General features: G+C 43.6%; 20 protein-coding genes and 1 pseudogene. 13 read left to right on the forward strand and 8 right to left on the reverse strand.

All coding sequences use genetic code 11. The features are described 5' to 3' along the window. Positions 1-101 precede the first annotated feature (101 nt). Positions 102-1,502, reverse strand: coding sequence for an asparagine--tRNA ligase (asnS, locus tag L865_RS0104550; RefSeq protein ID WP_028772142.1), 1,401 nt, complete (start codon positions 1,500-1,502; stop codon positions 102-104). 358 nt (positions 1,503-1,860) lie between these two features. Between asnS and L865_RS0104555 the strand changes: the two genes are divergently transcribed. Then, complete coding sequence (locus L865_RS0104555) at positions 1,861-2,196, forward strand: hypothetical protein (protein WP_028772143.1); 336 nt, start codon at positions 1,861-1,863, stop codon at positions 2,194-2,196. Here L865_RS0104555 and L865_RS0104560 read toward each other — a convergent pair. Together L865_RS0104560 and pabB are read right to left on the reverse strand one after the other, a co-directional pair. After that, complete coding sequence (locus tag L865_RS0104560; protein ID WP_028772144.1) at positions 2,193-2,762, reverse strand: CoA pyrophosphatase; 570 nt, start codon at positions 2,760-2,762, stop codon at positions 2,193-2,195. The genes L865_RS0104555 and L865_RS0104560 overlap by 4 nt on opposite strands. 43 nt (positions 2,763-2,805) lie before the next feature. Beyond that, entirely contained in the window at positions 2,806-4,227 is a 1,422-nt protein-coding gene (gene pabB, locus L865_RS0104565; protein ID WP_028772145.1) for an aminodeoxychorismate synthase component I, read from the reverse strand. Between the two features lie 126 nt (positions 4,228-4,353). Between pabB and L865_RS0104570 the strand changes: the two genes are divergently transcribed. Together L865_RS0104570 and L865_RS0104575 are read left to right on the forward strand one after the other, a co-directional pair. Continuing rightward, entirely contained in the window at positions 4,354-5,877 is a 1,524-nt protein-coding gene (locus tag L865_RS0104570) for a fumarate hydratase (protein WP_028772146.1), read from the forward strand. Positions 5,878-6,084: 207 nt separating this feature from the next. Beyond that, a complete protein-coding gene (locus L865_RS0104575; RefSeq protein WP_028772147.1) occupies positions 6,085-8,133 on the forward strand; it encodes a S9 family peptidase in 2,049 nt (682 codons plus the stop codon). An 81-nt stretch (positions 8,134-8,214) separates the two neighbouring features. Here the strand turns inward: L865_RS0104575 and L865_RS0104580 are convergent, their stop codons facing one another. Continuing rightward, the gene (locus L865_RS0104580; RefSeq protein ID WP_028772148.1) at positions 8,215-9,174 is read right to left on the reverse strand and encodes an integron integrase; all 960 of its coding nucleotides are present in this window, start codon (positions 9,172-9,174) and stop codon (positions 8,215-8,217) included. A 351-nt stretch (positions 9,175-9,525) separates the two neighbouring features. Between L865_RS0104580 and L865_RS23140 the strand changes: the two genes are divergently transcribed. The 4 genes from L865_RS23140 (at position 9,526) to L865_RS0104600 (ending at position 12,138) form a co-directional block, all read left to right on the forward strand. Further along, on the forward strand, positions 9,526-10,053 hold the full coding sequence (locus L865_RS23140) for a lecithin retinol acyltransferase family protein (protein ID WP_157577445.1): 528 nt from the start codon (positions 9,526-9,528) through the stop codon (positions 10,051-10,053). Between the two features lie 99 nt (positions 10,054-10,152). Continuing rightward, positions 10,153-10,566: a hypothetical protein gene (locus L865_RS23145; protein WP_051484445.1), complete on the forward strand. Its 414-nt coding sequence runs from the start codon at positions 10,153-10,155 to the stop codon at positions 10,564-10,566. A 90-nt stretch (positions 10,567-10,656) separates the two neighbouring features. Further along, positions 10,657-11,073, forward strand: a complete 417-nt coding sequence (locus tag L865_RS0104595; protein ID WP_028772149.1) for a hypothetical protein — start codon at positions 10,657-10,659, stop codon at positions 11,071-11,073. Positions 11,074-11,160: 87 nt separating this feature from the next. Continuing rightward, positions 11,161-12,138: a hypothetical protein gene (locus L865_RS0104600; RefSeq protein WP_028772150.1), complete on the forward strand. Its 978-nt coding sequence runs from the start codon at positions 11,161-11,163 to the stop codon at positions 12,136-12,138. A 225-nt stretch (positions 12,139-12,363) separates the two neighbouring features. Here L865_RS0104600 and L865_RS23150 read toward each other — a convergent pair. Then, positions 12,364-12,626, reverse strand: a pseudogene (locus tag L865_RS23150) (IS110 family transposase); the annotation flags it as partial. A gap of 143 nt (positions 12,627-12,769) precedes the next feature. On the opposite strand from L865_RS23150, the gene L865_RS0104610 reads away from it, so the two are divergent. Further along, positions 12,770-13,489, forward strand: coding sequence for a hypothetical protein (locus tag L865_RS0104610; protein ID WP_157577447.1), 720 nt, complete (start codon positions 12,770-12,772; stop codon positions 13,487-13,489). Between the two features lie 679 nt (positions 13,490-14,168). Then, positions 14,169-15,107, forward strand: a complete 939-nt coding sequence (locus L865_RS0104615; RefSeq protein ID WP_169732689.1) for an energy transducer TonB — start codon at positions 14,169-14,171, stop codon at positions 15,105-15,107. A 776-nt stretch (positions 15,108-15,883) separates the two neighbouring features. On the opposite strand, the gene L865_RS0104620 is transcribed toward L865_RS0104615, so the two are convergent. Continuing rightward, entirely contained in the window at positions 15,884-16,813 is a 930-nt protein-coding gene (locus L865_RS0104620; RefSeq protein WP_028772153.1) for a LysR family transcriptional regulator, read from the reverse strand. A gap of 140 nt (positions 16,814-16,953) precedes the next feature. On the opposite strand from L865_RS0104620, the gene L865_RS23155 reads away from it, so the two are divergent. After that, positions 16,954-18,168, forward strand: a complete 1,215-nt coding sequence (locus L865_RS23155; RefSeq protein WP_051484446.1) for a serine hydrolase domain-containing protein — start codon at positions 16,954-16,956, stop codon at positions 18,166-18,168. A 153-nt stretch (positions 18,169-18,321) separates the two neighbouring features. Next, positions 18,322-18,726 (forward strand): YgiW/YdeI family stress tolerance OB fold protein, encoded by a 405-nt coding sequence (locus tag L865_RS0104630; protein ID WP_051484447.1) that lies wholly within the window; start codon positions 18,322-18,324, stop codon positions 18,724-18,726. A 514-nt stretch (positions 18,727-19,240) separates the two neighbouring features. Here L865_RS0104630 and L865_RS0104635 read toward each other — a convergent pair. Further along, positions 19,241-20,824: an isocitrate lyase gene (locus tag L865_RS0104635; RefSeq protein ID WP_028772155.1), complete on the reverse strand. Its 1,584-nt coding sequence runs from the start codon at positions 20,822-20,824 to the stop codon at positions 19,241-19,243. Between the two features lie 109 nt (positions 20,825-20,933). Between L865_RS0104635 and L865_RS0104640 the strand changes: the two genes are divergently transcribed. Together L865_RS0104640 and L865_RS0104645 are read left to right on the forward strand one after the other, a co-directional pair. Next, positions 20,934-21,881 (forward strand): LysR family transcriptional regulator, encoded by a 948-nt coding sequence (locus L865_RS0104640; RefSeq protein WP_028772156.1) that lies wholly within the window; start codon positions 20,934-20,936, stop codon positions 21,879-21,881. A gap of 182 nt (positions 21,882-22,063) precedes the next feature. Then, positions 22,064-24,247, forward strand: a complete 2,184-nt coding sequence (locus L865_RS0104645) for a malate synthase G (protein ID WP_028772157.1) — start codon at positions 22,064-22,066, stop codon at positions 24,245-24,247. A 95-nt stretch (positions 24,248-24,342) separates the two neighbouring features. Here the strand turns inward: L865_RS0104645 and adhE are convergent, their stop codons facing one another. Continuing rightward, a complete protein-coding gene (gene adhE / locus L865_RS0104650) occupies positions 24,343-26,943 on the reverse strand; it encodes a bifunctional acetaldehyde-CoA/alcohol dehydrogenase (protein ID WP_028772158.1) in 2,601 nt (866 codons plus the stop codon). Positions 26,944-26,983 lie beyond the last annotated feature (40 nt).

Here is a 26,983-nt window from a genome sequence, read left to right on the forward strand (position 1 = left end):
AACAGGCTTTAAAAGCCTTAGGCAATAAAAAAGCTCCTATATTAGGAGCTTTTTTTTACCACTTAATTGCGCCAACATGTGGCTCAAATAGCGTTAATCGCTTAGAAGTTGGCTGACTTAGGTGCACGTGGGAAAGGAATCACGTCACGGATGTTAGAGACGCCCGTTACATATGAAACCAAACGCTCAAAACCTAAACCGAAACCTGCATGGGGGACTGTGCCATAACGGCGCATATCACGGTACCACCAGTAGTCTTCTTGGCTCAGTTCCATTTCAGCTAAACGTGCATCAAGTACATCTAGACGCTCTTCACGTTGCGCACCACCAATGATTTCACCAATACCTGGCGCTAACACATCCATTGCAGCAACGGTTTTACCGTCATCGTTTAGGCGCATGTAGAATGCTTTGATATCTTTTGGATAGTTCTTCACAACCACAGGGGCTTTAAAGTGTTCTTCAGCAAGATAGCGCTCGTGCTCAGATTGTAAGTCGATACCCCATTCAACGTCGTAGTCGAACGACTTGCCACAGGCTTTAAGAATTTCAACGGCGTCGGTATAGTCAACTTGTGCAAAGTCGCTGTTTACAAAGTTCTCTAAACGTTCAATCACGGTCTTATCAACACGCTGGGCAAAGAACTCTAGATCATCACGGCGCTCAGCTAATACCGCTTTAAAGCAGTATTTAAGCATGGCTTCGGCAAGGGCCGCAGCATCATCAAGGTCTGCAAAGGCGACTTCTGGCTCTACCATCCAAAACTCAGCCAAGTGACGGCTTGTGTTTGAATTTTCGGCGCGGAATGTTGGACCAAAGGTATAAACTTTTGATAGTGCACAGGCATAGGTTTCAGCATTTAGCTGGCCCGATACAGTCAAAAATGACTCTTTACCGAAGAAGTCTTCGCTGTAGTCAACCTTACCCGCGTCTGTACGTGGCAAGTTTTCCATATCTAAAGTAGATACACGGAACATTTCACCCGCACCTTCGCAATCTGATGCAGTGATCAGTGGCGTCGATACCCAAATAAAACCTTCTTCGTTATAGAAGCGGTGAATCGCCTGCGATAAACAGTTACGAACACGCGCTACTGCACCAATAATGTTGGTACGAGGACGCAAATGCGCTAATTCACGTAGATGCTCAATTGAATGACGTTTGGCCGCCATTGGGTAAGTATCAGGATCGTCAACCCAACCAGTGACTTCAATATTGGTCACCTGCAGCTCAAACGCTTGACCTTTACCTGGAGAGTCAACCACTTCGCCGGTCATAATGACAGAGCAACCTGCAGTTAACTTGAGGATCTCTTCGTTATAATTGACTAAGCTATTAGGCACAACGCCCTGAATTGGGTCAAAACAGGAACCATCATATACGGCAAGAAAAGAGATGCCTGCCTTGGAATCTCGGCGAGTTCTTACCCAACCGCGTACGGTCACTTGCGATCCAATCGCAAAGTCACCTTTAAATACAGAAGCGACAGATGTAATGCTCATTGTTGCTTAGTTCTCCAACGAATCGTTTTAATAAAAAATTTGGATGTTCATATTACCTTGATAGCGAGGTTTCTCAAGGAAAAAAGCGGTAATTGAGCCCGATGAGGTGATTTTTTTACAACTTGAGCAAATCTGCCCAATTAATACCCGGCCGCTGGCTCAATTCAAACCCCAAGACAGCGTAGATCAGAGACGGTTTTATCTTGTACTCTAACACAGCTACGATGCCGGGTGACTATGGCTAGTTTTAGACAAGTTTGCTAAAGTGGTAAAGGTAACACATTGATGATTAATATTATTCATAGTTAATCAGCGATTGCTTAAGCAAATTTAACTAATCCGAACTCAAGGTGGCAGTATGAAGAAAAGAAAAATCTTCCAAATGATATTGGCTACCTTGTCCATTTTGGGTTGGAGTTTGGCCATCTACGCGCTGTTGCTGTTTGATCAAGCTCGCCCCGATCGAGCCATTGGTTATTATTTGTCTAAAGGTGCCAGCATTCGTTTGGCTTGGGATCCCGATTATACGGTGTTACTGCAAGATGTGATTTGGACGTGCGCGGGGATTAGCCTATTGAGTTTGGCGTTCAACTTCTATTTTGCGACCCATTCTAAAATGGGTTACTGGTTTAATATACCGTTACTTTTATTGACCTCGGTGACCGCCGGACTCTACCTGAGCTTTTTTATCTAAAGCACAAATTGGCGACAAAAACGATCGATGATCGCTGCAGTCGCGCCCCAAATAAAATGCTGTTGATACTGAATAAAATACACGGGGTAGTGGATGTCACCGCGCTGAAAGTAGCGAACGTGGCGGTTTTGTGGCTCAAGTGCGAAACTCAGTGGCATAGAGAACAAGGCCGCGACCTCACCGGGATGGATATTAGGTGTAAATGGCTGCTTAACAATACCCATTACTGGGGTGATTTCAAAACCGGTAAATGTCTTAAAACTGGGGTACTGCCCAATGACCTCAACATTGTGGCGATATAAACCTATCTCTTCTTCAGCCTCACGCAGTGCGGTATCGGTGTAATCTTTATCGGTGTTTTCCACTTTTCCGCCGGGAAAACTGATTTGCCCAGGGTGTGCCCGCAGGTGGTGCGGGCGACGGGTTAATATTATTTGTGGTTGGTTATCTATCTGCTCAATGGCCACCAGCACCGCAGCTTGACGCAAATTGCCGTTCACCTTAGGGGTGGTGTCTTCGGCAAGTTGGTTTAATTGAAACTGGGTGCGTAACAGATCTATATCCATGGTGATGGTTAAGTCAACCTCTGTAGATGAATGCGTCAGTTAGCTAATCAGCCGTGTCCGCAGCTAAAATGGGTAATATCTTACTTACCTTATCATAGGTTTCTTGATATTCAGCATCCACGTCAGAGTCTGCAACTATGCCGCCGCCAGCCCAACAGTACAAATTACCTTGGTCAGCCACTAAGGTGCGAATGGTAATGCTGGTATCCATATTACCGTCTTGACTGATATAGCCGATAGAGCCGCAATACAATGAGCGCCGAGAGGGTTCAAGCTCTTCAATGATCTGCATGGCTCTTATTTTCGGTGCTCCGGTAATCGACCCGCCGGGAAAACAAGCGCGCAGCAATTGGCTGGCATCGATGTTGTCTGCCAATTGTGCGGTAACCGTGCTAACGAGATGATGCACCGCAGGGAAGCTTTCAACATCAAACAGTTTAGGTACGGCAACGCTACCCGGGGCGGCGACTTTACCGATATCGTTGCGCAGCAGATCGACAATCATTAAGTTTTCAGCGCGATCTTTTTCGGCATTGCGTAGATCGTTAGCCGCAGCGCTATCTTGTTGTGGGTCAGTAAACCTTGGCCGCGTGCCCTTAATGGGTTTAGTTTGTATCTTGCTTCCCTGTAGCTGAATAAAGCGTTCAGGTGAAATGGATAACACACTTTGCTCGGCTAATTTAATAAATGCGGAAAAGGGCGCCGCATTGCACCCACGTAACTTGGTATAAGCCAGCCACTCGCTACCTTGGTAGGGCGCCGCAAATCGTTGGGTTAGATTAATCTGGTAACAATCGCCACTATGCAAGTACTGCTGCACCCGCTCAAACTTAGCGCGATACTCAGTTTGGCTGATTTGCGCTTGCCAGGGACGGGTTAAATTAAAGGTTTTATGGCTGCATGCCTGTTGTAATCGACGCTCGATGTGCTCACGGGTGCGATTAAAAGCCTTGGCGCCATGATAATGCACCAAATGCCATTGCTGTTGCTGATTGTCATAAATTAGCGCCCATGCATATAAACCAATATTCATTTCGGCAAGGTTAATATCGTTATTGGCGATAGTGTCAAAGCGTTCGATATGGCGGCCTAAATCATAACTAAATGCACCCATAGCACCACCGCTAAATGGCAGCATGCTGGTTTTGTTGTCTGGGAAGTAATGATCTAACGCTGTACGCAACGTCGTAAACGGGCAGGAGCCTAGTTGGTTTGTTATTGGCGCGGCAAGGTTGTCGGTCATGACCGTTTGTCGATGGGTGATGTCAGTCTGGTTTGCCGTTGTGATGACAGTGGCAAGCGGGTCACAAACGATAATGTCATGGCGGCTATCTGGATGCTTAGCATCGGCGGAGTCTAATAGCATAGCCCAAGGTTCATCGGCAAAATGGCTAAAGACGTCAATTGTGGTGTGTTGCCAATCAAGTTTATCGCTAAAAACGGCAGTGTGAGACTCGCTAGCCATCGATTAACCTTATCTAAAAAGTGATGTTTATCTAAAAGTCGCGAAAGAGTATCATATTGGCAAAGGATTAAAAAAAAATACGCTTCCCAGTCCATGGGAACACACCACTAATCTGTGAGAAAGGAAATGTCTGTGAGTAAAGAACAGCCAATTATTAAGCAAGCTGACTTAATCGAAAGCGTTGCTGATGCCCTGCAATATATCTCCTACTACCACCCAAAAGATTTTGTTGATGCAATGGCCGAAGCTTATGAAAAAGAGCAAAGCGCCGCAGCAAAAGATGCAATTGCACAAATTTTGATTAACTCGCGTATGTCAGCCGAAGGCAAGCGTCCGTTATGCCAAGATACCGGTATTGTGACCTGTTTTGTCAAAGTAGGTATGGGCGTGCAGTGGGATAAGACCGACATGACTGTTCAGCAAATGGTTGATGAAGGGGTACGCCGTGCATACACCAACCCTGACAATCCGCTACGTGCGTCGATTGTTGCTGATCCTGCCGGTGGCCGTAAAAACACCAAAGATAACACGCCATCGGTTGTGCATATCGATATGGTGCCAGGTAACCATGTAGAAGTGGCCATTGCCGCTAAAGGTGGTGGATCTGAAAACAAATCTAAAATGGTGATGTTGAATCCATCTGATGATATTGCGGCATGGGTTGAGAAAACCTTACCTACAATGGGAGCTGGTTGGTGTCCACCAGGCATGCTTGGCATAGGCATTGGTGGCACAGCAGAGAAAGCGGCTGTGATGGCGAAAGAGTCCTTAATGGACCCAGTAGACATTCACGAGTTACAAGCACGCGGCGCACAAACAACCGATGAGAAGCTACGTCTAGATATTTTCGAGCGCTCAAACAAACTTGGTATTGGTGCTCAAGGCCTAGGTGGGGTTACAACCGTACTGGATATTAAAATTAAATCTGCGCCTACCCACGCAGCGTCAAAGCCAGTGGTGATGATTCCTAACTGCGCAGCAACCCGTCATGTACATTTCCACTTAGATGGCAGCGGCCCTGCTGATTTAAGCCCGCCTTCACTAGAAGATTGGCCAGAAATCACCTGGGAAGTGGGTGAAAGTGTTCGCCGCGTTGATCTCAACACAGTAACGCAAGCAGAAATGCAAGAGTGGAAGAGCGGTGATACCTTATTGCTTAACGGCAAAATGCTAACTGGTCGTGACGCAGCACATAAGCGTATTCAAACCTTAATTGAAAGTGGCGAAGGCCTACCAGAAGGTGTCGACTTTAAAGGTAAGTTTATCTACTACGTTGGCCCAGTTGATCCAGTTGGCGACGAAGTGGTTGGCCCTGCAGGACCAACAACTGCAACCCGTATGGATAAATTTACCGATGTGATGCTAGAGAAAACCGGTCTAATGGGCATGATTGGTAAGGCTGAACGTGGCCCAGCTACTGTCGCCTCTATTAAGCAACATAAATCATGCTATTTAATGGCTGTGGGCGGCGCGGCTTACTTAGTCTCTAAAGCCATTAAGAAAGCGCGTGTAGTGGCATTTGAAGATTTAGGTATGGAAGCGATTTACGAGTTTGACGTTAAAGATATGCCAGTGACGGTAGCGGTAGACAGTGAAGGGGTTAACGCCCATGAAACTGGCCCAGCCAGTTGGAAAGTGAAGTTGAGCTAAACAATCTAACCTAGCGTACTACTAACTTGGTTAACTTGGTTAACTTGGTTAACTTGATTGTCGAATTAGCCAACAATACAGGGTGTCAGCGACTTGCTTACACCCTGTTTTTTGTTTAGTGTGCTTGCCAACTATGCAAAATAGCTCACAAACGCTATTAACTTATTATTTACAATCAGCAATTCTAACTAAAAGATGACAATAACAATGAAAAAAACTGCACTCATTCTCGCGTTAGCGGCATCAGGCATGATGACTTCTGTCAACGCCCAAGCTGCTGAGCCTTTTAAGGTTCAGGACCTTGTCAAACTTAATAAGCTTCATTCAGCTACTTTAGCCAACTCTGGTGATAAAGTTGTCTACGCTGTTAAAAATATTGATAGCAATGGTGATGCTAGCTCTGATCTGTATATTCAAAGCGTAAATGGTGGGGATGCCAAAAAGCTGACCTCTGTAGCTGGTACTGAGCACAGTGTGGCATTTGCCGCCGACGACAAGTCTATCTACTTTTTGGCCGCACGTGATGGTTCAAGCCAGTTATATCAGCTTGCGCTTGATGGTGGCGAAGCACAGAAGGTGTCTAATTTACCGTTAGATGTCGAGGGCTTTAAGTTGTCACAAGATGGCAGCCAGGTCGTGATGAACATGCGGGTATTCCCAGATTGTAAAGACATCAAGTGTTCGGTAGAGCGTTTTGACGAGCTAGAAAACCAGACAACCACTGGCCGTGAGTACAAACAGCTAATGGTACGTCACTGGGATACGTGGAGCGATCATAGTCGCAGCCACTTGTTTGTGGCCAAGCTTAATGGTGAGCTCATTACCGATGCAATTGATGTGACCCAAGGGCTAGATACTGAAACGCCGCCACTGCCGTTTTCTGGCATGGAAGAGGTGACTTTCACCCCAGATGGGAAGCACGTTGTCTACAGCGCCAAAGCACCGGGTAAAGATCAATCATGGATCACTAACTACGATTTATGGCAAGTCCCGGTCACTGGCGGCGATGCGGTCAACCTAACCGAAGATAATAAAGCGTGGGATTCGCACCCAACTTACAGTGGTGATGGTCGTTATTTAGCATATTTGGCAATGAGCAAACCTGGTTTTGAAGCTGACCGTCAACGCATTATGTTAAGAGATACCGTTACCGGCCAAGAAAAAGAAGTGGCACCGCTGTGGGATCGTAGCCCGCACTCACTGACTTTCTCTAAAGATAACCGCACCTTATATGTTACCGCTCAAGATGTTGGTCAAGTATCTATTTTTGAGGTTAACACCCAGTTTGGCGATGTGAAGCCACTATTTAATGACGGTAGCAATAGCATTGTTGGCGTTAGCCAAGATAAGATTATCTACAGCCACAAGAGCTTAGTCGAGCCAGGCGATCTTTATACTATGTCTTTAGATGGTCAAGCGAAGCAACGCTTAACCGAAATCAACAAAGACAAACTGGCTAAAGTAAAATTTGGTGAGTTTGAGCAATTTAGCTTTAAAGGCTGGAATAACGAAGAAGTATACGGCTACTGGATTAAGCCTACCGACTACAAAGCCGGCAAACAGTATCCTATTGCGTTCTTGGTTCATGGTGGCCCACAAGGCTCGTTTGGTAACTCGTTTAGTAGCCGTTGGAATCCACAACTGTGGGCGGGTGCCGGCTACGGTGTAGTGATGATTGATTTCCACGGTTCTACCGGCTACGGACAAGCATTCACCGATTCTATCTCTAAAGATTGGGGCGGCAAGCCGCTTGAAGATCTGCAAAAAGGGCTAGCGGCAGTCACTAAGCAGCAAAAATGGTTAGATGGCGATCGTGCTTGCGCATTAGGCGGTTCATACGGTGGCTACATGATGAACTGGATCCAAGGTAACTGGAGCGATGGCTTTAGCTGTCTAGTGAACCACGCCGGTCTGTTTGATATGCGCTCTATGTACTATGTGACCGAAGAGTTGTGGTTCCCAGAGTATGAGTTTGGTGGCGCGTACGAAGACAATAAAGAACTGTATGAGAAGTTTAACCCAGTTAACTATGTAGAGAACTGGAAAACACCAATGCTGGTTATCCATGGTGAGAAAGACTTCCGTGTTCCTTATGGTCAAGGCCTAGCGGCATTTACCTATATGCAACGCAACAATATTCCATCTGAGCTATTAATTTACCCAGATGAAAACCACTGGATCTTGAATCCTGATAACCTAGAACAGTGGTACGCCAACGTACTGGGTTGGTTAGACCGCTGGACTAAAAAAGACTAAGCGTGAAAGAAATCAAAAGCCCGCATATTGCGGGCTTTTTTTTTGATTAGTATTAGGTGCTGCATAATTGGGTTAATACTATTAAAGTGTATCTAGTGGACTAACGGTTCCCGCATAATGCTGACCAAGTACGTGAGTATAGATTTGTGTGGTACTAACATCGTTGTGTCCTAACAGCTCCTGGACGGTTCTTATATCTGTTCCGGTTTGTAAAAGATGAGTGGCAAAAGAGTGCCTGAATGTATGGCAATTGATTTTTTTATGTAAGCGAGAACTCTTTACCGCCTGTTGAAGAGATTTTCTTATCGTACTGTCATGACGATGGTGTCGACAAGGCGTTTTAGTTACTGGGTGTTCGCAAATACGAATTGATGGAAAGAGATACATCCATGCAGCCTGACGATAAGCACTAGGATACTTTTTAGCTATCGCATTGGGTAAAGAGGGACCATAGCCGTTACTGTTGTCTCCTTGTTGTAGTTGAATCGACTTATCAATGTAGCTTCTTAGCCTACTACAGCATGTTTTGCTTAATAGTGTCTGCCTGTCTTTTTTGCCTTTACCGTCCCGAATAGTCAATGATAAGTTATCCAGATTAATATCCTTTAGTCTTAACCTTAAACACTCATTGACTCTCATACCGCTACCATAGAGCATTTCAATAACCAATTTTGCGGTTCCATTCATATGAGACAATATCTGAGAAACTTCCCTAGGGGATAATACTGTGGGTAAGGTACGTTGCTTTGTTGCTAAGCTAAAACCTAAAACACCAAGTTCAACTTTGAGACATTGCTGATATAGAAATACTAGTGAATTGAGTGCGACTTTTTGCGTATTCACTGCCACGTTTTGGCTGTTAGCTAACCAACTCAAGAAATTTTTCACATCGATCGCTCCAAGGTTTTCTGGATGCGTTTTCTGATGGTAAAGAATATATCTTTTGATCCAGTATAAGTACGCTTTTTCTGTCCGTAGGCTATAACCTCGTAAGCGAATGGCTTGTCGTACCGATTCTAAAAAAGGGCTTGTGTGATTCATTTTCTAACCTCAATAAAGGCTGTATGTTTATACAGTATTATCGTATTATTTAAAAAATCAAGGCATGTATGACTTTTCAATTCTCGGTTTGCTATTGCGGGGTGTAAATAAGTTGTGTAAATTCAGTAATATGAAAGTGTGCAACCTTGAGTTATTGAGATAATAGGAAAGCAAAGCGTGCATGCGCGTTTCTACCGAAAGTGTATTGAATACAATTTTGCAGGTTCTTTGTTATTGAGTTGTTTTGAATAGATTTTTAGCTGAAATTTGACTGCACGCTTTTTCAACCGGGCTTGGCAAAACGCGCAAGCCTTATATACAAATGTTAGCCTTACTTGAAACGGTAAGCATTTGTCTCAATATAAGAGTTTTAATTTACAGGAAGTAAAAATGTATAATTTAGGTGATGTTCTCTCTATCCAATATACCGGATTTAAACACTATGGTATTTACATTGGAAACAATACTCTCATTCATAACTCAAAGAAATTTTTCAAAGTCGAAGAAATCTCATTAGAAGATTTTAAAGACGGAAAAGAGCCAAAACTAAGTAGTATTAAATCTTCGAGTCCTGAATTATCTATTCAGCGAGCTAAAAAATTCCTAGGTATTCCATACGGCTTATTCTCAGAAAACTGTGAACACTTTGTACGCGTAGTCTGCGGCTTAGAGAAAGAAAGTACTCAGGTGCAAAAGTATTTAATTACAGCTCTTGGCACAGGAGTATTATTGAAATCAGATAATACTATTGTGCAAGCAGCAGGTGGAGCTGCAGCTATAGGGGCTTTACTTACTTCTAGTGAAAAAAGCCCTGTCAAAAATTCAGCTGTACTCGCTTGTTTAGCTGCGGGTATAGCATTCTTAGCAACGCAAGGCTAACAAGTTGCTTAAACGGACAAAAAACAGTTGGCTTTTGCTCGTTCCTCGCTATTTTAGCCAACAATTTTTAGCCGCTTAGCAAAGCGTTAGAAGACTACGATGATATACGAACCTAAGGTGCTATTAATTGAATCACCATATAAATCAGATCGCAGCACGATAGTTGATGAAGTTAAACTGTCAGATAACGGTTTAGATATTATTGTTGATTCAGATAATTGGAAAATCAAAGTTAATTTTGATGCAACATGGGGCTTTAGAGTTCTTGATGAAGGTGACTTAGGTGAGTTTTGGTCTGAGTGCGATTTAACTAAAGGTTGGTGTTTTGAAGTTATTGAAGGTGGCTGGAATTCTTTAGAAAAAACACGAGATCACTTCGTAACAGGTAAGCTTTGTGAACCGCATGAGTACCTTATTATTGGTTTAAATGAGTGCGTATCAATTCTAGCTCATGAGCCTCCAATGATTACTGAGCTAGCGTCTTCTAACAAGTCGTTAAAGCAGGACAAATAACAGTTGGCTTTTGCTCCTGCGTCGCTTATTTTAGCCAACATATTATTTGCCTCTTAACGAGGCGTTATGTGCCAAGGAGAGTCTTGCATTATGTTAGGGGAAATAATTCTAGTAGATGACCTCAAGCCAGCTGAACTATTGGCCGAGGTTGCACCGTACGAATCTCGTGCAAGCCAAACATGGAAGCAACTAAACGAATTTCATTTCGAAAGCTTATTTCAGATAGTTAGTGGCTCGCCCGAAGAAAGCTTTAAAGACGACATTAAAGTTCATACTGCTGATGATGGTGAAGTTTGGTTGGTTGTCATTTCAAATGACTTTCGAGATTTATTGGCGAGTCAATCACCTGAAAATTATCAAGAGACTGCCAATAAATGGGCTGTCACAGATGAATTCAAGTGGGGATGGGATAAAGCTGATATTTTGAGTCTTTATGGCGATCTCTGTGCAATGGCTCAAAAAGCTAAGCTCAAAAAGCAAGCACTTGTATATTGGGGTCGACTTTAAAGGAAGAAATATATAGACAGCCATCGTTAATGGCGTAGATGACAACCTCCAACTATGCTTTATTTGCGCATATAACAAGGAGGTTGCATGCCAAGGCCAAGACGAACCCTCATTAGTCTCGAAGACACACCTTATTATCATTGCTGCAGTCGCGTTGTACGACGGGCTTTCTTATGCGGTGACGATAAATACACTGGCAAGAATTATGACCACCGCCGTGGTTGGGTAGAAACTCAAATCTTGAAGCTCACCGAAGTGTTTGCAATTGACGTGGCGGCTTATGCAGTGATGAGCAACCACCTTCATATCGTGCTCCATATTGATGTTGAACAAGTTAATGCCTGGTCAGATAGGGGAGTCGTACTGCAATGGCATAAGCTGTTTAAAGGGACTGAATTAACGCAGAAATTCGCCAAAGGTGAAGTGATAGAAGAATACGCTGTTGCTCAGCTAAAATACCTGATTGCGACGTATCGCTCGCGCCTTTGCGATATTAGCTGGTTTATGAGGTGTCTAAATGAGCCTATCGCAAGACAAGCTAATCTAGAAGATAACTGCACAGGACATTTCTGGGAAGGACGATTTAAATCACAAGCGCTGCTTGATGAAGCAGCTGTATTGGCCTGTATGGCCTATGTCGAACTTAATCCGATACGGGCTAAAATGGCGACCACACCTGAGCAATCAGACTTCACTAGTATCAAGCTCAGAGTCAAAGCTGCGCTCAAGGGAGAGCAACCTAAACGCCTTTTACCTTTCATTGGTAATGAACGCGCCAAACAACCCAAAGGCATCGCTTTCTCTCTTCAAGACTACCTAGTATTGGTTGACGAAACAGGTAGGGTGATTCGAGACGATAAGCGAGGCGCGATTGATTCAAAGGCTTGTGACATACTGAGTAGGCTAAACATCCCCTCAGCTAATTGGCTTAAAATCGTCACAGAATTTGGACAACTCTTTCATGGACCTGTGGGGACATTAGAGGAGTTTAGCCATTACTGTGAACATCTAAACAAGCGAAGGCGGCATTTCTCCAGTAGTTGCCAGTTTATGCCTGCAAACTAAGTTCAAATGCTCACATTTCTCCTAACTCCTCAGCGCTTTTAGCAGAGTTAATATCCCTTGCGCTAAAAACAGCATTTAGCGCCTGATTTTGCCGATTTAGGCTGATTTCCAATGTGTATTTTTATTAAGCACCGTTTTTTAAGGTGTTTAACTGCTTTGACCTTGAACAGCTCGCAGTAATCTTACTATGTTGTTGATTAATAATGGCTGGCTTATGTTTTTGCCTTTTTCACTTTGGCGATAGGGAATAACGAACTTAGAATCCATGATACGGACATCGTGACCATGTTTAGTAAACTCCCTTGCCCAATAGTGTGCAAGGGAGCAAGCTTCCATGCCGATAATACAAGGTGGTATTGGGCAATTTTAGCTAAGAGCTTGTTTCTTTTAACTGTTTGCTTTAGTTTGGTTTTACCGTATTCATCAACACCGTGAATACTAAAAATTAATTTGGCTAAATCGATGCCAATTGCTTTAATTAAGGACATATGGACTCTCCTTGATTGAATGTTTGCACTTTCAATATGGCACATAGTGGCCATTTGGTAAGGGGAGTCCATATCATTCGTTATGCGTAAAAATGCGACTACGCATCGACAATTAAGGGGGGGGAAGAGAAATGGTCTGCTATGTGCACAAATCACAAAAAAATGAAAATCAATCTGCGGTAAATAGCGTTAATAGAAAGCACGGTTCTAATGATTCAACATTTCAATTTGTAGACAACCGGCCTGAAGCTGTTGCACAAAAAAGAATTCAGAGAATGATCAACAGCAATAAACAGTACAGTGCTTCCCCGGTTAATACAAAGGTGGCAGATAACAACTCAACAATTCAAAGAGCCATCCAGTTTGAAGATAAATTAATGACTTCTATGCAGGAAGTCGCGTTGGACGATGAAACATGGACGTTTTACATAAATTTAGATTCCGAAACCAAAGAACTGTTTAGGGATTTTGTGTCCGACTCAACACATACAGTCCAATATACAACCTTTTTAAGCTGGATGGATACGCAATCCAAAAAGACTGTTTCTGAGGTCGTTGAAAGAATGCGCATTGAGCTAGCGAGATGGTATAACGGGACTGACGACGTAGCTAGAGATAGGAGATTTGATACCGGGTTTAACGGTGTTGGTAACAGAAATGCTGAAGTTTCACCGGAAACACTTGATAAGTTAAAGCAGTTGTGGAATAAAAATAACTTCCGTATTCCGCTAAATACAACAATGAGAAATGCTTGGTCGCAAAGTAACGGTGCTCGGACTGGCGATCGCATGCATGACTTTTTGGTTGAAAACACCCATCCTCATAAAGCACTTTTTAATTTTCATATTGAGGTTAAACGATGATTAGTTGAATGAATAAATTGAATATTAGAGATGTTTACAGTGATGGTGACACATAACAATTGCGTGGAGTCGGAGCCATCTCCGCAGTGCTTTTTTGTGTGCCACAAAAAGCATAGCACACAAAAATCCCTGCTACAGCGCCCCGCTCATGCTTAGCGTTAATACTCTCAAAGGTGGAGTCATAGATGATTATTAATGGCTGGCTTATATTTTCCTCTAACGTAACTCGTTTTCTTGTTGATAATGAATAGCTAACGCCCAATAGCGACTAATAATCAACACGGTAACTGGCTAATGTCTGGTATAGAGCGTTTTGTTGGTATGGTTAATCACTCTCAATTATCGAAAACAGACTATCGATACATCACCAAATCAATTAGGTCGGGATTGACTATGGTTGCCAACATACTTTTTGTGTTAAGTGACCCGTTTGATACAGATTGTTGCAAATTGTTGTTCTATTTTTTACTAAAATATGTCATCTTATCGAATCAATTTTGATAAGGACTTCATTATGACTACTCGCTATTTTACCCCTTTGGCAGTGGGGATTGGACTACTTTTATGCTCATCACACCTTCATGCCAAATCATTTTCAGACACCTATAAAGACTACCAGCTGGCCATTGAGCAGAACGATTTAAGCCAAGCTAGAATATTTGCCAAGCAAGCTTATCAATTGGGCCTAGCTGAATTTGATGAAAACGATCTGTCAGTCGCGAATTTAGCAATAAATTACGCGAGTTTGCTTGTCGAGCATAAGGATGAAGTTTCAAAAGATCACAGGAAACAGTCTATTGAAACCGCAACCCAGCTTTACCAACAAGCGCTTGCTATTTATCGTGTGAATTTTGATGACAATGCAGTTGAACTCATCGAGCTATTAATCGAGCTCGCTAAAGTTGAAACTGACGCAAGAATTGCAAAAAATTTGGTTGAAGAAGCAGTAGATATTGCCAATGATTCTGGAAAAAGTCTTCTGATAGCAGAAACAAACATTGCAGCATTTAATCGAATTGCCAGTACGGAATATTATACTAAAAGCAAACAGAAATGGGCATTTGAAGCATTAGAGATATACGAAACTCAATACCCAGAAAATGCATTAGATCGCATTGAAGCTGAGAGAATAGTTGCCGCCATTCGTTACAATCGCAAGGATTATAAACTGGCGACCCAACACTACACCAATATCATTGAGCAAATGCAAGCACTTGAGTTTACCCATCCGTTTGAGCTACAAGCCCATGCAGTGCTAGTTAACATCTTTGAGAAAACCGATAAGAGCGATCTAGCGACTCAGCATTGTTTAGCTATAGGGCAAATGAAACCTTGGGATGCTGATCAAGAGCAGCAACCTCTCTACAGAGTACCTCCAGAATATCCTTTAGCTTATGCAAAGCGGGGTAAACAGGGCTGGGTCAAAATGAGATTTACAGTCGATGAGTTTGGTTTTGTGAAAGATGCAACTATTGTTGGCTCAGAAGGCGGCAGTAAATTTGAAAAAGCTTCATTAAAAGCACTTAAGCAATGGCGATATGCACCCAAATTTAAAAATGGTAAGGCCATTTCAGCCGAGAGCACTGTACAGTTAGACTTCCATCTTGATAGAGGCTAATCAATATCAGAACGTGTCGTTTCAGTCTTATTGATGATGAATTAGCGTATAAACTTAGAAAAGAGCTAATAATCGTAGCACTAACTTGTGATAGTTAGTGCTTTTTATTATGAAGAGCCATCAGCTTTACTGACAAAGTTAGCCGTAAGACTGACTAATAATAGCTGTGTATTTCTGAGTATTAGAGAGTATTGACGCAAAACATATAGACACCCATCGTTAATGGCCCTTTTACCTTTCATTGGTAATGAACGTGCTCATCAATCCAAAGGCATCGCTTTCTCATTTCAAGAGTCCCTCTAGCTGGTTGACTAAACTAGTAGGTTTATTCGAGACGATAAGTGGGGCGCGATTGATTCAAAGGTTTGTGAATTGGTGAGTCGACTAACCATACCCTCAGCCAATTGGCTTAAAATCGTCACAGCATTTGGGCAACTTTTTCATGGCCCAGTTGGGACGTTGGAAGAGTTTAGCCATTACTGTGAACATCTAAACAAGCGAAGGCGGCATTTCTCAAGTAATTGCCAGTTCATGTCCGCCAACTAAATTCAAAAACTTCACATTTCCCGCAATCCTCGGCCTTGTCGGCAGAGTAAACAATCTTCGCGCTAAAAACAGAAGTTAACGGCTATTTCGTGATTTCTGGCTTATTTCTAATGTGTATTTGTACTAAGTTCAGCATTCGAAGATTTTAAATTGCTTTGCCCTAGAACAGCGCACGGAAACCTTGCTATGTTGTTGATTAACAATGGCTGGCTAATCTATTTTCCAATCAGCTATTTCTCGTAACCAAACCAATTCCTTAGGGCAAGAACCATCTCTTCAATAACTTCTCGGTGGGGATAGTCCAATCTGTAGTACAGCATCAGCTGAAATGACGGATCGATTTCTCTTTTATCAAAATTAAGCGACACCACTTGTTTTGATTGGATAGCTGGGTGCACTATGTATTCAGGAAGCAATGCTATCCCTAGGTCGCTTTTGACCAGTGACACCACAGTATTAGCATCACTACACTCGATCATCTCTAGACTTTTGAATAAGGCTGTATCGTATTGATGGGTTTGTTCATAAGGAGCAGACCAAATAGACGTTTGCGACAACAGCATATCCAATTGTACGTTCGGCTCGCCACACAAGGGATTATTGGGGTGCGCAATCAAAGTCGTACTTTCTTCACCAACCAGTGCTCCACCCACGTTGGGATAAAGGGAATCAGCGACAATACCAAGTGCAAAATCGACGAGTTTGTTATCAAGAGCCAACTGAATATGGGTCATATCCGCATTTTTAAGCGAGATCTGTAGGTTAGGCCATGATGTTTTCAACCGACTAATCACATCGGCAATACCTTCCCCATCTATTAACTCACCAAAACTGATCGCTAATTTAAGAGGTGTAGAGTCACTGTGTATGGAAAGCGCAAGGTTCTCAAATTTTTGCAGATATTCAATAGCAATCTTTGCTTTGGGAAGTAAAAGTTCGCCTTTTTCACTTAGGACAACAACTAAACCATTACTTTGACGATCAAAAAGCAAATACCCCAACTCGTCTTCAAGTTCGCCTATCCAGCGACTCACTGTAGACGAAGACTTGCCCAACTTACGAGCTGCTTTGTTAAATGTTCCCATTTCAGCAGCGGCGATAAAGCACTCAAGGTTGTGACTTGAAAATGTTAGCACTGTTTCATCCTCTTGGTTTTCCATAGCAATACAACCACTCCAAAAATGGGTCATTTCGTGCTGTGGGCTATCTCATTATGGTGCGATTATAGAGCACGTCAACACAAACAACTTAATTCAGAGGCTCCACATCAGGTTGCCTTTACAAATGAAGAGTATTTATTATGAAAAAATCAATCTTAGCCACAATTCTATTAGCGACAACTATAGGCTCTATCACATCGGCATCGGCAGCAGATGAAGTGCCTCTATCTAAGTTTTATGAAGGTTACACAGTAGCGGAAATCCCAGCAGATGGATTCCAACAATGGCCTTACTACACATATGCATCAGCGCATATTGAACAATTCCTACGTTATGGCGTGCACAAACTACCTGCATCAGTAAACCCTGTTAAAGTTGAGCGCGTTGGCGGATTTGAAATCTCACCGGAACTACGTAAAGACCTGATCGACACACAGGTTAAAGCATTCGTAGTGATGAAGGATGGTAAGGTACTAGCTGAGCACTTCGACAATGGCTTTAAGCCCGGTATGCTAAATAACTTGCAATCAGCAGCGAAGTCTTACGTTGGTGTTTTACTAAGCCACGCGATCGATTCAGGCAAGGTTTCTCTTGATAGGAAAGCGAAAACTTATTTGCCAGAACTTGAGGGTTCTATTATCGGTGAGGCAACTATCAGCGAAATGGCTACAATGAACTCTGGCATTGAACCACTGAGTGACTATCACACTCCAGGCTCTAATGGTTACGAATGGGAAAAAGAGATTGGTCTACAGAACGCAGGTGAGCCAATTGGTCACTTAAATGCAATCAAAGCAGCTAAAGCGACACAAAGCGAGCGTGGCACGAACTGGGATTACACAGACCAAAACACTGACACGCTGGCTCTTATTATCGCTAAAGTTGAAGGTAAGCCATTTGAGAAATTACTTGCTGAGCTACACAATAGCTATGGCGGTAATGATGAAATTCAAATCGCAAAAACATCTGATGGCACAACATCGCCATCGTATGGTATCAACACCAGTGCATACGACTACGCGTTATTCACTAGCTACATTGCACAAGGTAAAGCCGGACAATCTTTTTATGCAGAGTTAAAAGATTCATCTAACGATGTACTTAACGTTACACCTGTAATTAAAGATGTTTTTGCTGCGGCAAGCCCCACAACGTATGACATGCAGTCGTACACAATGAAAGCTGAAAATATCGTATATTCTCACGGTTCATTCGGTCAAACTGGTTTTTCTGACCTAGAGTCTGGTTATTCTGTAATCTACCTATCAGATTGGTACACAAATACGGTTGCACCTAACCTACAAAAGCAACTAATCAATACGGTAGAAATCATTAATGAACTACGAGCTAAATAATAACGATTAATTAAAAGCCATCGCCCGCATCGGGCGATGGTGATAATTGAAGTTCTATCTCCTGTGCAGTTCGAAAAACAGTACTTTGAGAAACAGTTAGGTGTCTAAGAAATTAGGGGCTTACCAATCTATTTAAATTAAATGAGGTTTATCATGAAAAATAAATTATTGCTTACAAGTGTATTAACTCTAATAACGTTAGCCAGTCCTGGTTCATTTGCGCAGGGTGGGTTTTCTTCGGGTCAGGCGAATGCATCTAATCAGTCATCACCGGTTGGTTTTAACGGCAATATAGCTAATACGAATACGGTTAAGGCGGCTTCTGAAGCAAGAGACGATGCTTATGTGACTCTTACTGGTAACATCACAGAACAAATAGGTCATGAGCTATATACGTTTAGTGATGAGACGGGCCAAATTGTTGTGGAAATAGAAAACGAAGATTGGCACGGAATTAATGTGACAACAGATACTAAACTGATTGTTCAAGGTGAAGTAGACCAAGGTTGGACAACAGTGAAAGTTGAGGTAGACCGCATCAGAGTGATAACTCAGTAGTTACAACTTCTTACTTATCGTGTAAATAACAGTTAACTAAGTAGTGATAAAGGACTTACCCCCTTTCTATGTAACTAGACCGCAATCTTGATAAGTTTGCAGACTGTTTGATAGCTGACTAGGGAATTTGACCTGTCTTGTGGGCAGGTGAATTGGATGAATTGGGCTGAGCGTATAGCGAGCATTTTAACTTAGCAAAATGCCTCAGTCCTATTGTCGCCTTTAGCTTGTATAGCGCGTACGCTTTTAAAAAGCTTACGCAAAGGGGACAAATAAACATCTAAGCATTGTTTGCTTCATCGTGGCTAAGTTGAAATTATTCCAAGTGACTGGGCGTGGCTTTTGTTTTACGCAATTTCGGCAGGCTTGTTAATTAAGCGTTTAAAGCTGTAAAACATAAAGTCCGTATTAGTACTAATCACTAAAAGTAAAAAAGCCAGCGTATGCTGGCTTTTTGCTTATGGCTAATTTGAGGGTAGGTGGTCCACTTCAAAAACCACCGACAAGTCTCTGCTTAGCTAAATTGGTTCATGGTATTGTCTTTACCTGATGCTTTAAGTGCTTGGTCACCAGAGAAGTACTCTTTGTGATCATCACCCATATCAGAGCCAGCCATGTTTTGGTGTTTAACACAGGCGATGCCTTGACGGATCTCTTTGCGCTGAACATTAGCGACATAACCCAACATACCTTGGTCACCGAAGTACTCTTTGGCTAGGTTGTCCGTAGACAAGGCCGCAGTATGGTAAGTCGGTAGGGTAATTAGATGATGGAAAATACCCGCTTCACGTGCAGCGTCTGCTTGGAAGGTGCGGATCTTCTCATCAGCCACAGTTGCTAGCTCAGTACCGTCGTAATCAACACTCATTAACTTGTCGCGATCGTACGCTGAAGTATCTTCACCGGCTTCTTGCATGGCATCGAATACTTGCTGACGGAAGTTGAGCGTCCAGTTAAACGATGGCGAGTTGTTGTAAACAAGCTTGGCATTTGGAATCACTTTACGGATTTCGTTTACCATGCCGCCAATCTGCGCCACATGGGGTTTTTCTGTTTCAATCCAAAGTAAGTCCGCACCATTTTGTAGTGAGGTAATACAATCCAGTACGCAACGCGCTTCACCGGTACCTTGACGGAATTTAAATAGACCATTAGGCAAGCGGGCGGGTTTTACTAGTTGACCGTTTTGCTGGAATACCACATCACCGTTTGCAAGGGTTGAGGCATCTACCGGCTCTACGTCTAAGAAAGCGTTGTATTGCTCACCCAAATCGCCTGGCTCGTTAGTCACGGCAATTTTTTGGGTTAGGCCAGCACCTAGAGAGTCAGTACGGGCAACAATAACACCATCATCAATGCCTAGCTCTAAGAACGCGTAACGTACAGCGTTGATTTTCGCTAAAAACTCGACGTGTGGAACCGTAACTTTACCATCTTGGTGACCACATTGTTTAACGTCAGACACTTGGTTTTCAAGCTGGATACAACAAGCTCCCGCTTCAATCATCTGTTTGGCCATGAGGTAGGTCGCTTCTTCGTTACCAAAACCTGCATCAATGTCGGCAATGATCGGAACCACATGGGTTTCAAAATTATCTATTTTATCTTGGATAGCCGCTTTTTCGCTTTCAGGGGCAGCGTCTAACTGTCTGAATAAGCCACCGAGTTCACGTGCATCTGCTTGGCGTAAGAATGTGTATAGCTCTTTAATAAGCGATGCTACAGAAGTCTTTTCATGCATAGATTGGTCAGGAAGGGGACCAAACTCACTACGCAGTGCCGCAACCATCCAACCAGATAGGTATAGGTAACGGCGCTTAGTTGTCAGCAAATGCTTCTTAATAGAGATCATTTTTTGCTGACCGATAAATCCATGCCAGCAACCTAATGACTGCGTGTACTGCGAAGAGTCGGCATCATAGTTAGCCATATCTTCACGCATAATTTTGGCAGTGTACTTGGCAATATCTAAACCGGTCTTAAAACGGTTTTGCAGCTTCATGCGCGCTACTGACTCTGGGTTGATTGCGTTCCAAGCACTACCTTCAGCATTAATCAAGGTAGCAGCTTCATCGATGTTAGCTCTGTAGTTCGTCATGATAGTATTCCTTTAACAAATGATTAGCGGCGATTGATTACGTTGAAAATAATAGTCATATCGTGTTTAATAACGCTAATTTATACTTACTATTCTCGGTATTTGTTTTATGAATATAGCTCGTATTGACCTGAATTTATTGGTTTATTTGGATGTATTGCTACGTGAAAGAAATGTGACAAAGGCTGCAGATCAGTTAGGGATCAGCCAGCCAGCCATGAGTAACGGCTTAAAACGTCTGCGGGTGCTATTTGATGACCCATTACTGATAAGAACCAGTAAAGGCATGACTCCAACCGAAAGGGCTCAAGAAATCCAACCTATAATCAGTGAGTTAATTATTGGGTTGGAGAAAGCCGTACAACCCAGAGCCAAATTTAACGCGTTAGAAAGTGAACAAGTGTTTCGGGTTATGGCCAGTGACTATGCCGAAGCCACACTATTACCGCCACTTATCGACAAATTACGTAAACATGCGCCAGGGGTTATCCTGGATATTATGACCCCAAGTGATGTTAGCTTTCTTGATGTTGAGCAGGGCCGGGTTGATATGGTCATTAACCGTTTTGACAGTATTCCGCAGTCGTTTCATCAAAAAGTCCTGTGGAACGATGACTTTAGTTGTTTGGTCAGTAACAGTAACCCGGTTTTAGAACGCTTTAGCTTAGATAGTTACTTGAGCGCTAATCATGTGTGGGTTAGTAAAACCGGCATGGGCGTGGGGGTTGGTATGGATCCGGCCGACGTACAGCGCTTAGGCTGGGTAGATGAAGCCTTAAGTCGTATCGGTCAGAAACGTCGAATAACGGTATTTACTCGCCATTATCAAGCCGCCTGTATGTTGGCAGAACAACAAGATTTGATCGCCACAATTCCAAGTAAGATGGCGCGTCAACACGAGAATAATCCTAATGTAACCATACTAGAGCCGCCATTTATTATCCCGCCAATTGCATTAACAATGGCTTGGAGCCCTTTGCTACAGCACAATCCAGCCCACAGGTGGATGCGGCAGCTTATCAGCCAAACCGCTGATGATCTCAATCGCTTGTACTAAAACTTAGTGTTAGTGCAAAAGTTAAAATGTTGTTTTATTACTGACAAATAGCGACTAAAATAACTTTGGTGAATACTGGTGATTAATAATATATATTTCTATTATTTTTATAGGTTGGGTTAGTATCAAATAAGGTTTAGTTAATCACGGCAATGCGGTGAGTACAGCGCAGGGGATGCAGTATGAAAATGTATGTTGAGCATAGTGGACTACAAATAGATAGCGAGTTAGCTGCATTAGTAGAAGCTGAGATGATACCCGGCTCAGGTGTCGCCGCCGAACAATTTTGGCAAGCACTAGCCGATATCGTCAAGGATCTCAGCCCAGAGAACACCGCTTTGTTGGCTAAACGTCAACAGCTACAAGAGCAAATTGACCAATGGCATAAGCAACATAGCAGCGATAAGTTTGATGCCAGTCAGTATCAGCAGTTTTTACTGCAAATTGGCTATCTTGTCGCTGATGTTGCTCCTTTTTCGATAACCACGGAAAACGTTGATAACGAAATTACTCATCAGGCCGGGCCGCAGCTTGTTGTGCCGGTAAAAAATGCCCGCTTTGCGCTTAATGCCGCCAATGCCCGTTGGGGTAGTCTATATGATGCGCTTTATGGCACCGATGCCATTTCAGAAAGTGGCGGGGCAGAAAAAGGGGCTAAGTATAATCCTGCTCGCGGCGCCAAGGTGATTGCATACGCTAAAGCGATGCTTGATAGCCACTTTGCACTCAGCCAAGGCAGTCATGAGCAAGTGGTCAGTTACCACATAGACGAGCAGCAATTAGTTGCTAGGTTAGCATCCGGTGAGCAAACATCTCTTAAAGATGCAGCACAGTTTGTTGGTTTTCAAGGCGAGCGAGCTAACCCAAGTGCGGTGTTACTTAAACACAATGGCTTGCATGTAGAAATTCAAATTGATGCTAGCCACCTTATTGGTAAAGAGGATAGCGCTAAGGTTAAAGATCTTCTGATTGAGGCAGCTGTCACCACCATTATGGATTGCGAAGACTCAGTGGCTGCAGTCGATGGCGAAGACAAAGTAGAAGTTTACCGTAACTGGCTTGGGCTAATGAAAGGCGATTTAACGGCCTCGCTTAACAAAGGTGGCCAGCAACTGACTCGCACTTTAAATAGCGATAGACAATATCAAGTAGCAGACGGCAGCACGTTAAGCCTACCAGGGCGCAGTCTTTTGTTTGTGCGTAACGTAGGCCACCTGATGACAATTGATGCGGTGTTAGATCAGCACAACCAGCCTATCCCAGAGGGGATCCTAGATGGTTTGTGTACAGTACTGGCTGCAATGCACGATCTCAATAAACAGGGTAACGGCCAATGTAACAGCCGTACTGGTTCAGTTTACATAGTGAAACCAAAAATGCATGGTCCAGAAGAAGTGGCTTTTGCCGATAAACTGTTTAGCCGTATTGAGCAGGCATTCGGACTGGCAGCAAATACCATCAAGATGGGTATTATGGATGAAGAACGTCGCACCACGGTTAATTTGCAAGCCTGTATTCACGCGGCTAAAGCGCGAGTGGTGTTTATCAATACAGGGTTTTTAGATCGCACCGGCGATGAGATTCATACGTCGATGCATGCTGGCGCTATGGTGGCAAAATCACAAATGAAGCAGCAAGACTGGATAAAAGCCTATGAAGACTGGAATGTCGATATTGGCCTAGCTTGTGGGCTGCAAGGCGTGGCACAAATAGGTAAAGGCATGTGGCCTATGCCAGATGAAATGGCTGCAATGCTGGAGCAAAAAGTCGCGCATCCTAAATCAGGGGCTAATACGGCTTGGGTTCCATCACCTACAGGCGCGGTATTGCATGCGATTCACTATCATCAAATTAATGTGCAACAGCAGCAGGAGCAGCTCAAAGGCCAAGCGAGAGCCACACTCACGCAGTTATTAACCCTACCGCTGATGACTGACGCTGATGAACTGTCCGAGCAACAGATCCAGCAAGAAATCGATAACTGTGCCCAAGGTATATTGGGGTATGTTGTACGCTGGATTGACCAAGGAGTCGGCTGCTCAAAAGTGCCGGATATTCACAATGTCGGACTCATGGAAGACAGCGCAACTTTAAGGATCTCATCTCAGTATTTGGCTAATTGGTTGCTCCATGGAGTGTGCGATAAAACCCAAGTAATGGATAGCTTAAAACGCATGGCCGTGGTGGTCGATGGCCAAAATCAACATGATAAGGATTATCAATGTATGGCGCCAGGCTATAACGGTATTGCCTTTAACACAGCATGTGCACTAGTGTTCGAAGGCCAACTGCAACCGTCAGGCTATACTGAGCCGCTATTGCACGCCAATAGAATGTTAGCCAAAGCGCAACAAGCTTCACTGTAGGGTAGAGCGTCGATAAATCGAATAACTCAGTTAATCGCATAAAAAAGCCAGCATATTGCTGGCTTTTTTAATAGGTAAGTTAAACCGATAAACGGTTAGCTATCTTGGTATGCGCGGCCATAGTAGCTGTCTAAGAATAGCTGTTTAAGTTCAGCTATCAATGGATAGCGTGGGTTAGCCCCGGTACATTGATCATCAAAGGCATCTTCAGCTAGCTCATCTAATTTAGCGAGGAAGTCTGCTTCGTTGACTCCAGCTTCTTGAATTGAAGCCGGCATGCCAATCGCCGCCTTGAGTTCATCGACTTTTTCAAGCAGTGCTTCAACTTTTTCTTCATCACTATTGCCTTGCAGGTTTAGGTGGTCGGCAATCGCGCCATAGCGGCACAATGCTTTAGGGCGATCATACTGGCTGAATGCCGCTTGCTTAGTGGGCATATCGGTGGCGTTAAAACGGATCACGTTGCTGATAAGCAGTGCATTGGCTAAACCGTGGGCCAAATGGAACTCTGCACCGAGTTTGTGCGCCATTGAGTGACAAATACCTAAAAATGCGTTGGCAAAGGCAATCCCCGCGATGGTGGCACCGTTGTGAACTTTTTCACGAGCGATAGGAGCGCTAGCGCCGTGCTCGTAGGCATCGGGTAGGTGTTTAAACAGTAAATCCAGCGCCTGTAGTGCCTGTCCATCACTGTATTCGTTGGCCATCACACTCACATAGGCTTCTAATGCATGGGTAACAGCATCAATACCGCCAAATGCAGTAAGTGATTTTGGCATATCCATAACTAAGTTTGGATCAACAATGGCCATGTTAGGCGTGAGCTCATAGTCGGCAATGGGGTACTTCATGCCGGTTTTTTCATCGGTCACTACTGCAAATGGGGTGACTTCAGATCCAGTACCCGATGTGGTTGGAATCGCCACCATACTGGCTTTTTTACCCAGTTTTGGAAATTTATAGATACGTTTACGAATATCCATAAATCGCAGCGCTAGATCAGCAAAGTCGACATCAGGGTGTTCATACATTACCCAGATGATTTTGGCTGCATCCATGGGCGAGCCGCCGCCTAATGCAATAATGACATCGGGTTGGAAACTGGCAGCCATTTTGGCGCCTTGGTTAACGATGGCTAAAGTGGGATCAGCTTCAACATCGTAAAATACGTCAGTTTCTAAACCTTGTGACTTAAGTATTTTAATGGTCTCGTCACAGTAGCCGTTATTAAACAGGTATTTATCTGTAACAATTAGCGCTCGTTTCTTATCGCTTAGCTCTTCTAATGCAATAGGTAAGCTACCGCGACGGAAATAGATTGAAGAAGGAAGTTTGTGCCACAACATATTTTCAGCTCGCTTAGCCACCATCTTTTTATTAATAAGATGACTTGGCCCGACGTTTTCAGAAATAGAGTTACCCCCCCATGAGCCACAACCTAATGTGAGCGATGGGGCTAGCTTAAAGTTATACAGATCGCCAATGCCGCCTTGTGAGGCTGGGGTGTTGATCAAAATACGTGCGGTTTTCATTCTAAAACCAAAAGTTTTGACTCTTTCAGTTTGGGTATCTTGGTCGGTATATAAGCCTGAAGTGTGGCCGATGCCACCTAAGGTTACCAAGGCTTCAGCTTTGTCTAGGGCTTGATCGAAGTCCTGGGCACGATACATGGCTAACAGAGGTGATAGTTTTTCATGGGCAAAGGCTTCAGCTTCGCTGATGTCATCCGCTTCGCCAATTAACACCTTAGTAGAACTCGGTACGTCGATATCGGCCATCGCTGCAATGGTTGCTGCACTTTGTCCGACAATATCTGCGTTTAGTCCACCATTTTTAAGGATCACCTGTTGCATGGCTTGTGCTTCATCGGCGCTTAATATGTAGCCGCCATGGCTGGCAAAACGCTGTTTAACTTGCTCGTATACTTCATCGACGACTACAACCGCTTGCTCAGAAGCACACACTACGCCGTTATCAAACGTCTTCGACATTAAAATTGAGCTGACGGCACGTTTAATGTCTGCGGTTTCATCAATAACAATTGGGGTATTACCCGCACCGACACCAATTGCTGGCTTACCAGAAGAATAGGCCGCTTTGACCATGCCTGGTCCACCGGTTGCCAAAATCAAATTGATTTTATCGTGGGTCATCAGTTGGTTAGAAAGTGCAACGCTGGGTTGATCTATCCAGCCAATAATATCTTGCGGTGCACCCGCTTCAACGGCGGCTTCGAGCACAAGTCTAGCAGCAGTGGTGGTAGACTCTTTGGCTCTTGGGTGAGGTGAGAAGATAATACCGTTACGTGTTTTAAGGCTAATTAGCGCTTTAAAAATTGCTGTAGAAGTCGGGTTGGTGGTTGGCACAATACCGCAGATAATTCCGACAGGTTCGGCTATGGTGATGGTACCAAAAGTGGGGTCTTCATCGAGAATGCCACAGGTTTTGTCGTCTTTATATTTGTTATAAATATATTCTGACGCAAAGTGGTTTTTGATGACTTTATCTTCGATGACGCCCATGCCGGTTTCTTTGGCCGCCATTTTGGCTAGCGAGATCCGTGCATCAGCGGCAGCCAATGCTGCGGCACGAAAGATCTTATCGACCTGGGCTTGGCTGAAATTAGCGAACTTAGCTTGCGCGTCCGCTACTCGCTGCACCAGTTGGTTGAGTTCTTGCTCATTAGTGACTGTCATAAAGCGATCCTTGAAAAAATTTAGCCAAAAGTCGTTTTTG

This window comes from Shewanella waksmanii ATCC BAA-643 (genome assembly GCF_000518805.1).
In the GTDB taxonomy this organism is placed as follows: Bacteria; Pseudomonadota; Gammaproteobacteria; order Enterobacterales; family Shewanellaceae; genus Shewanella; species Shewanella waksmanii.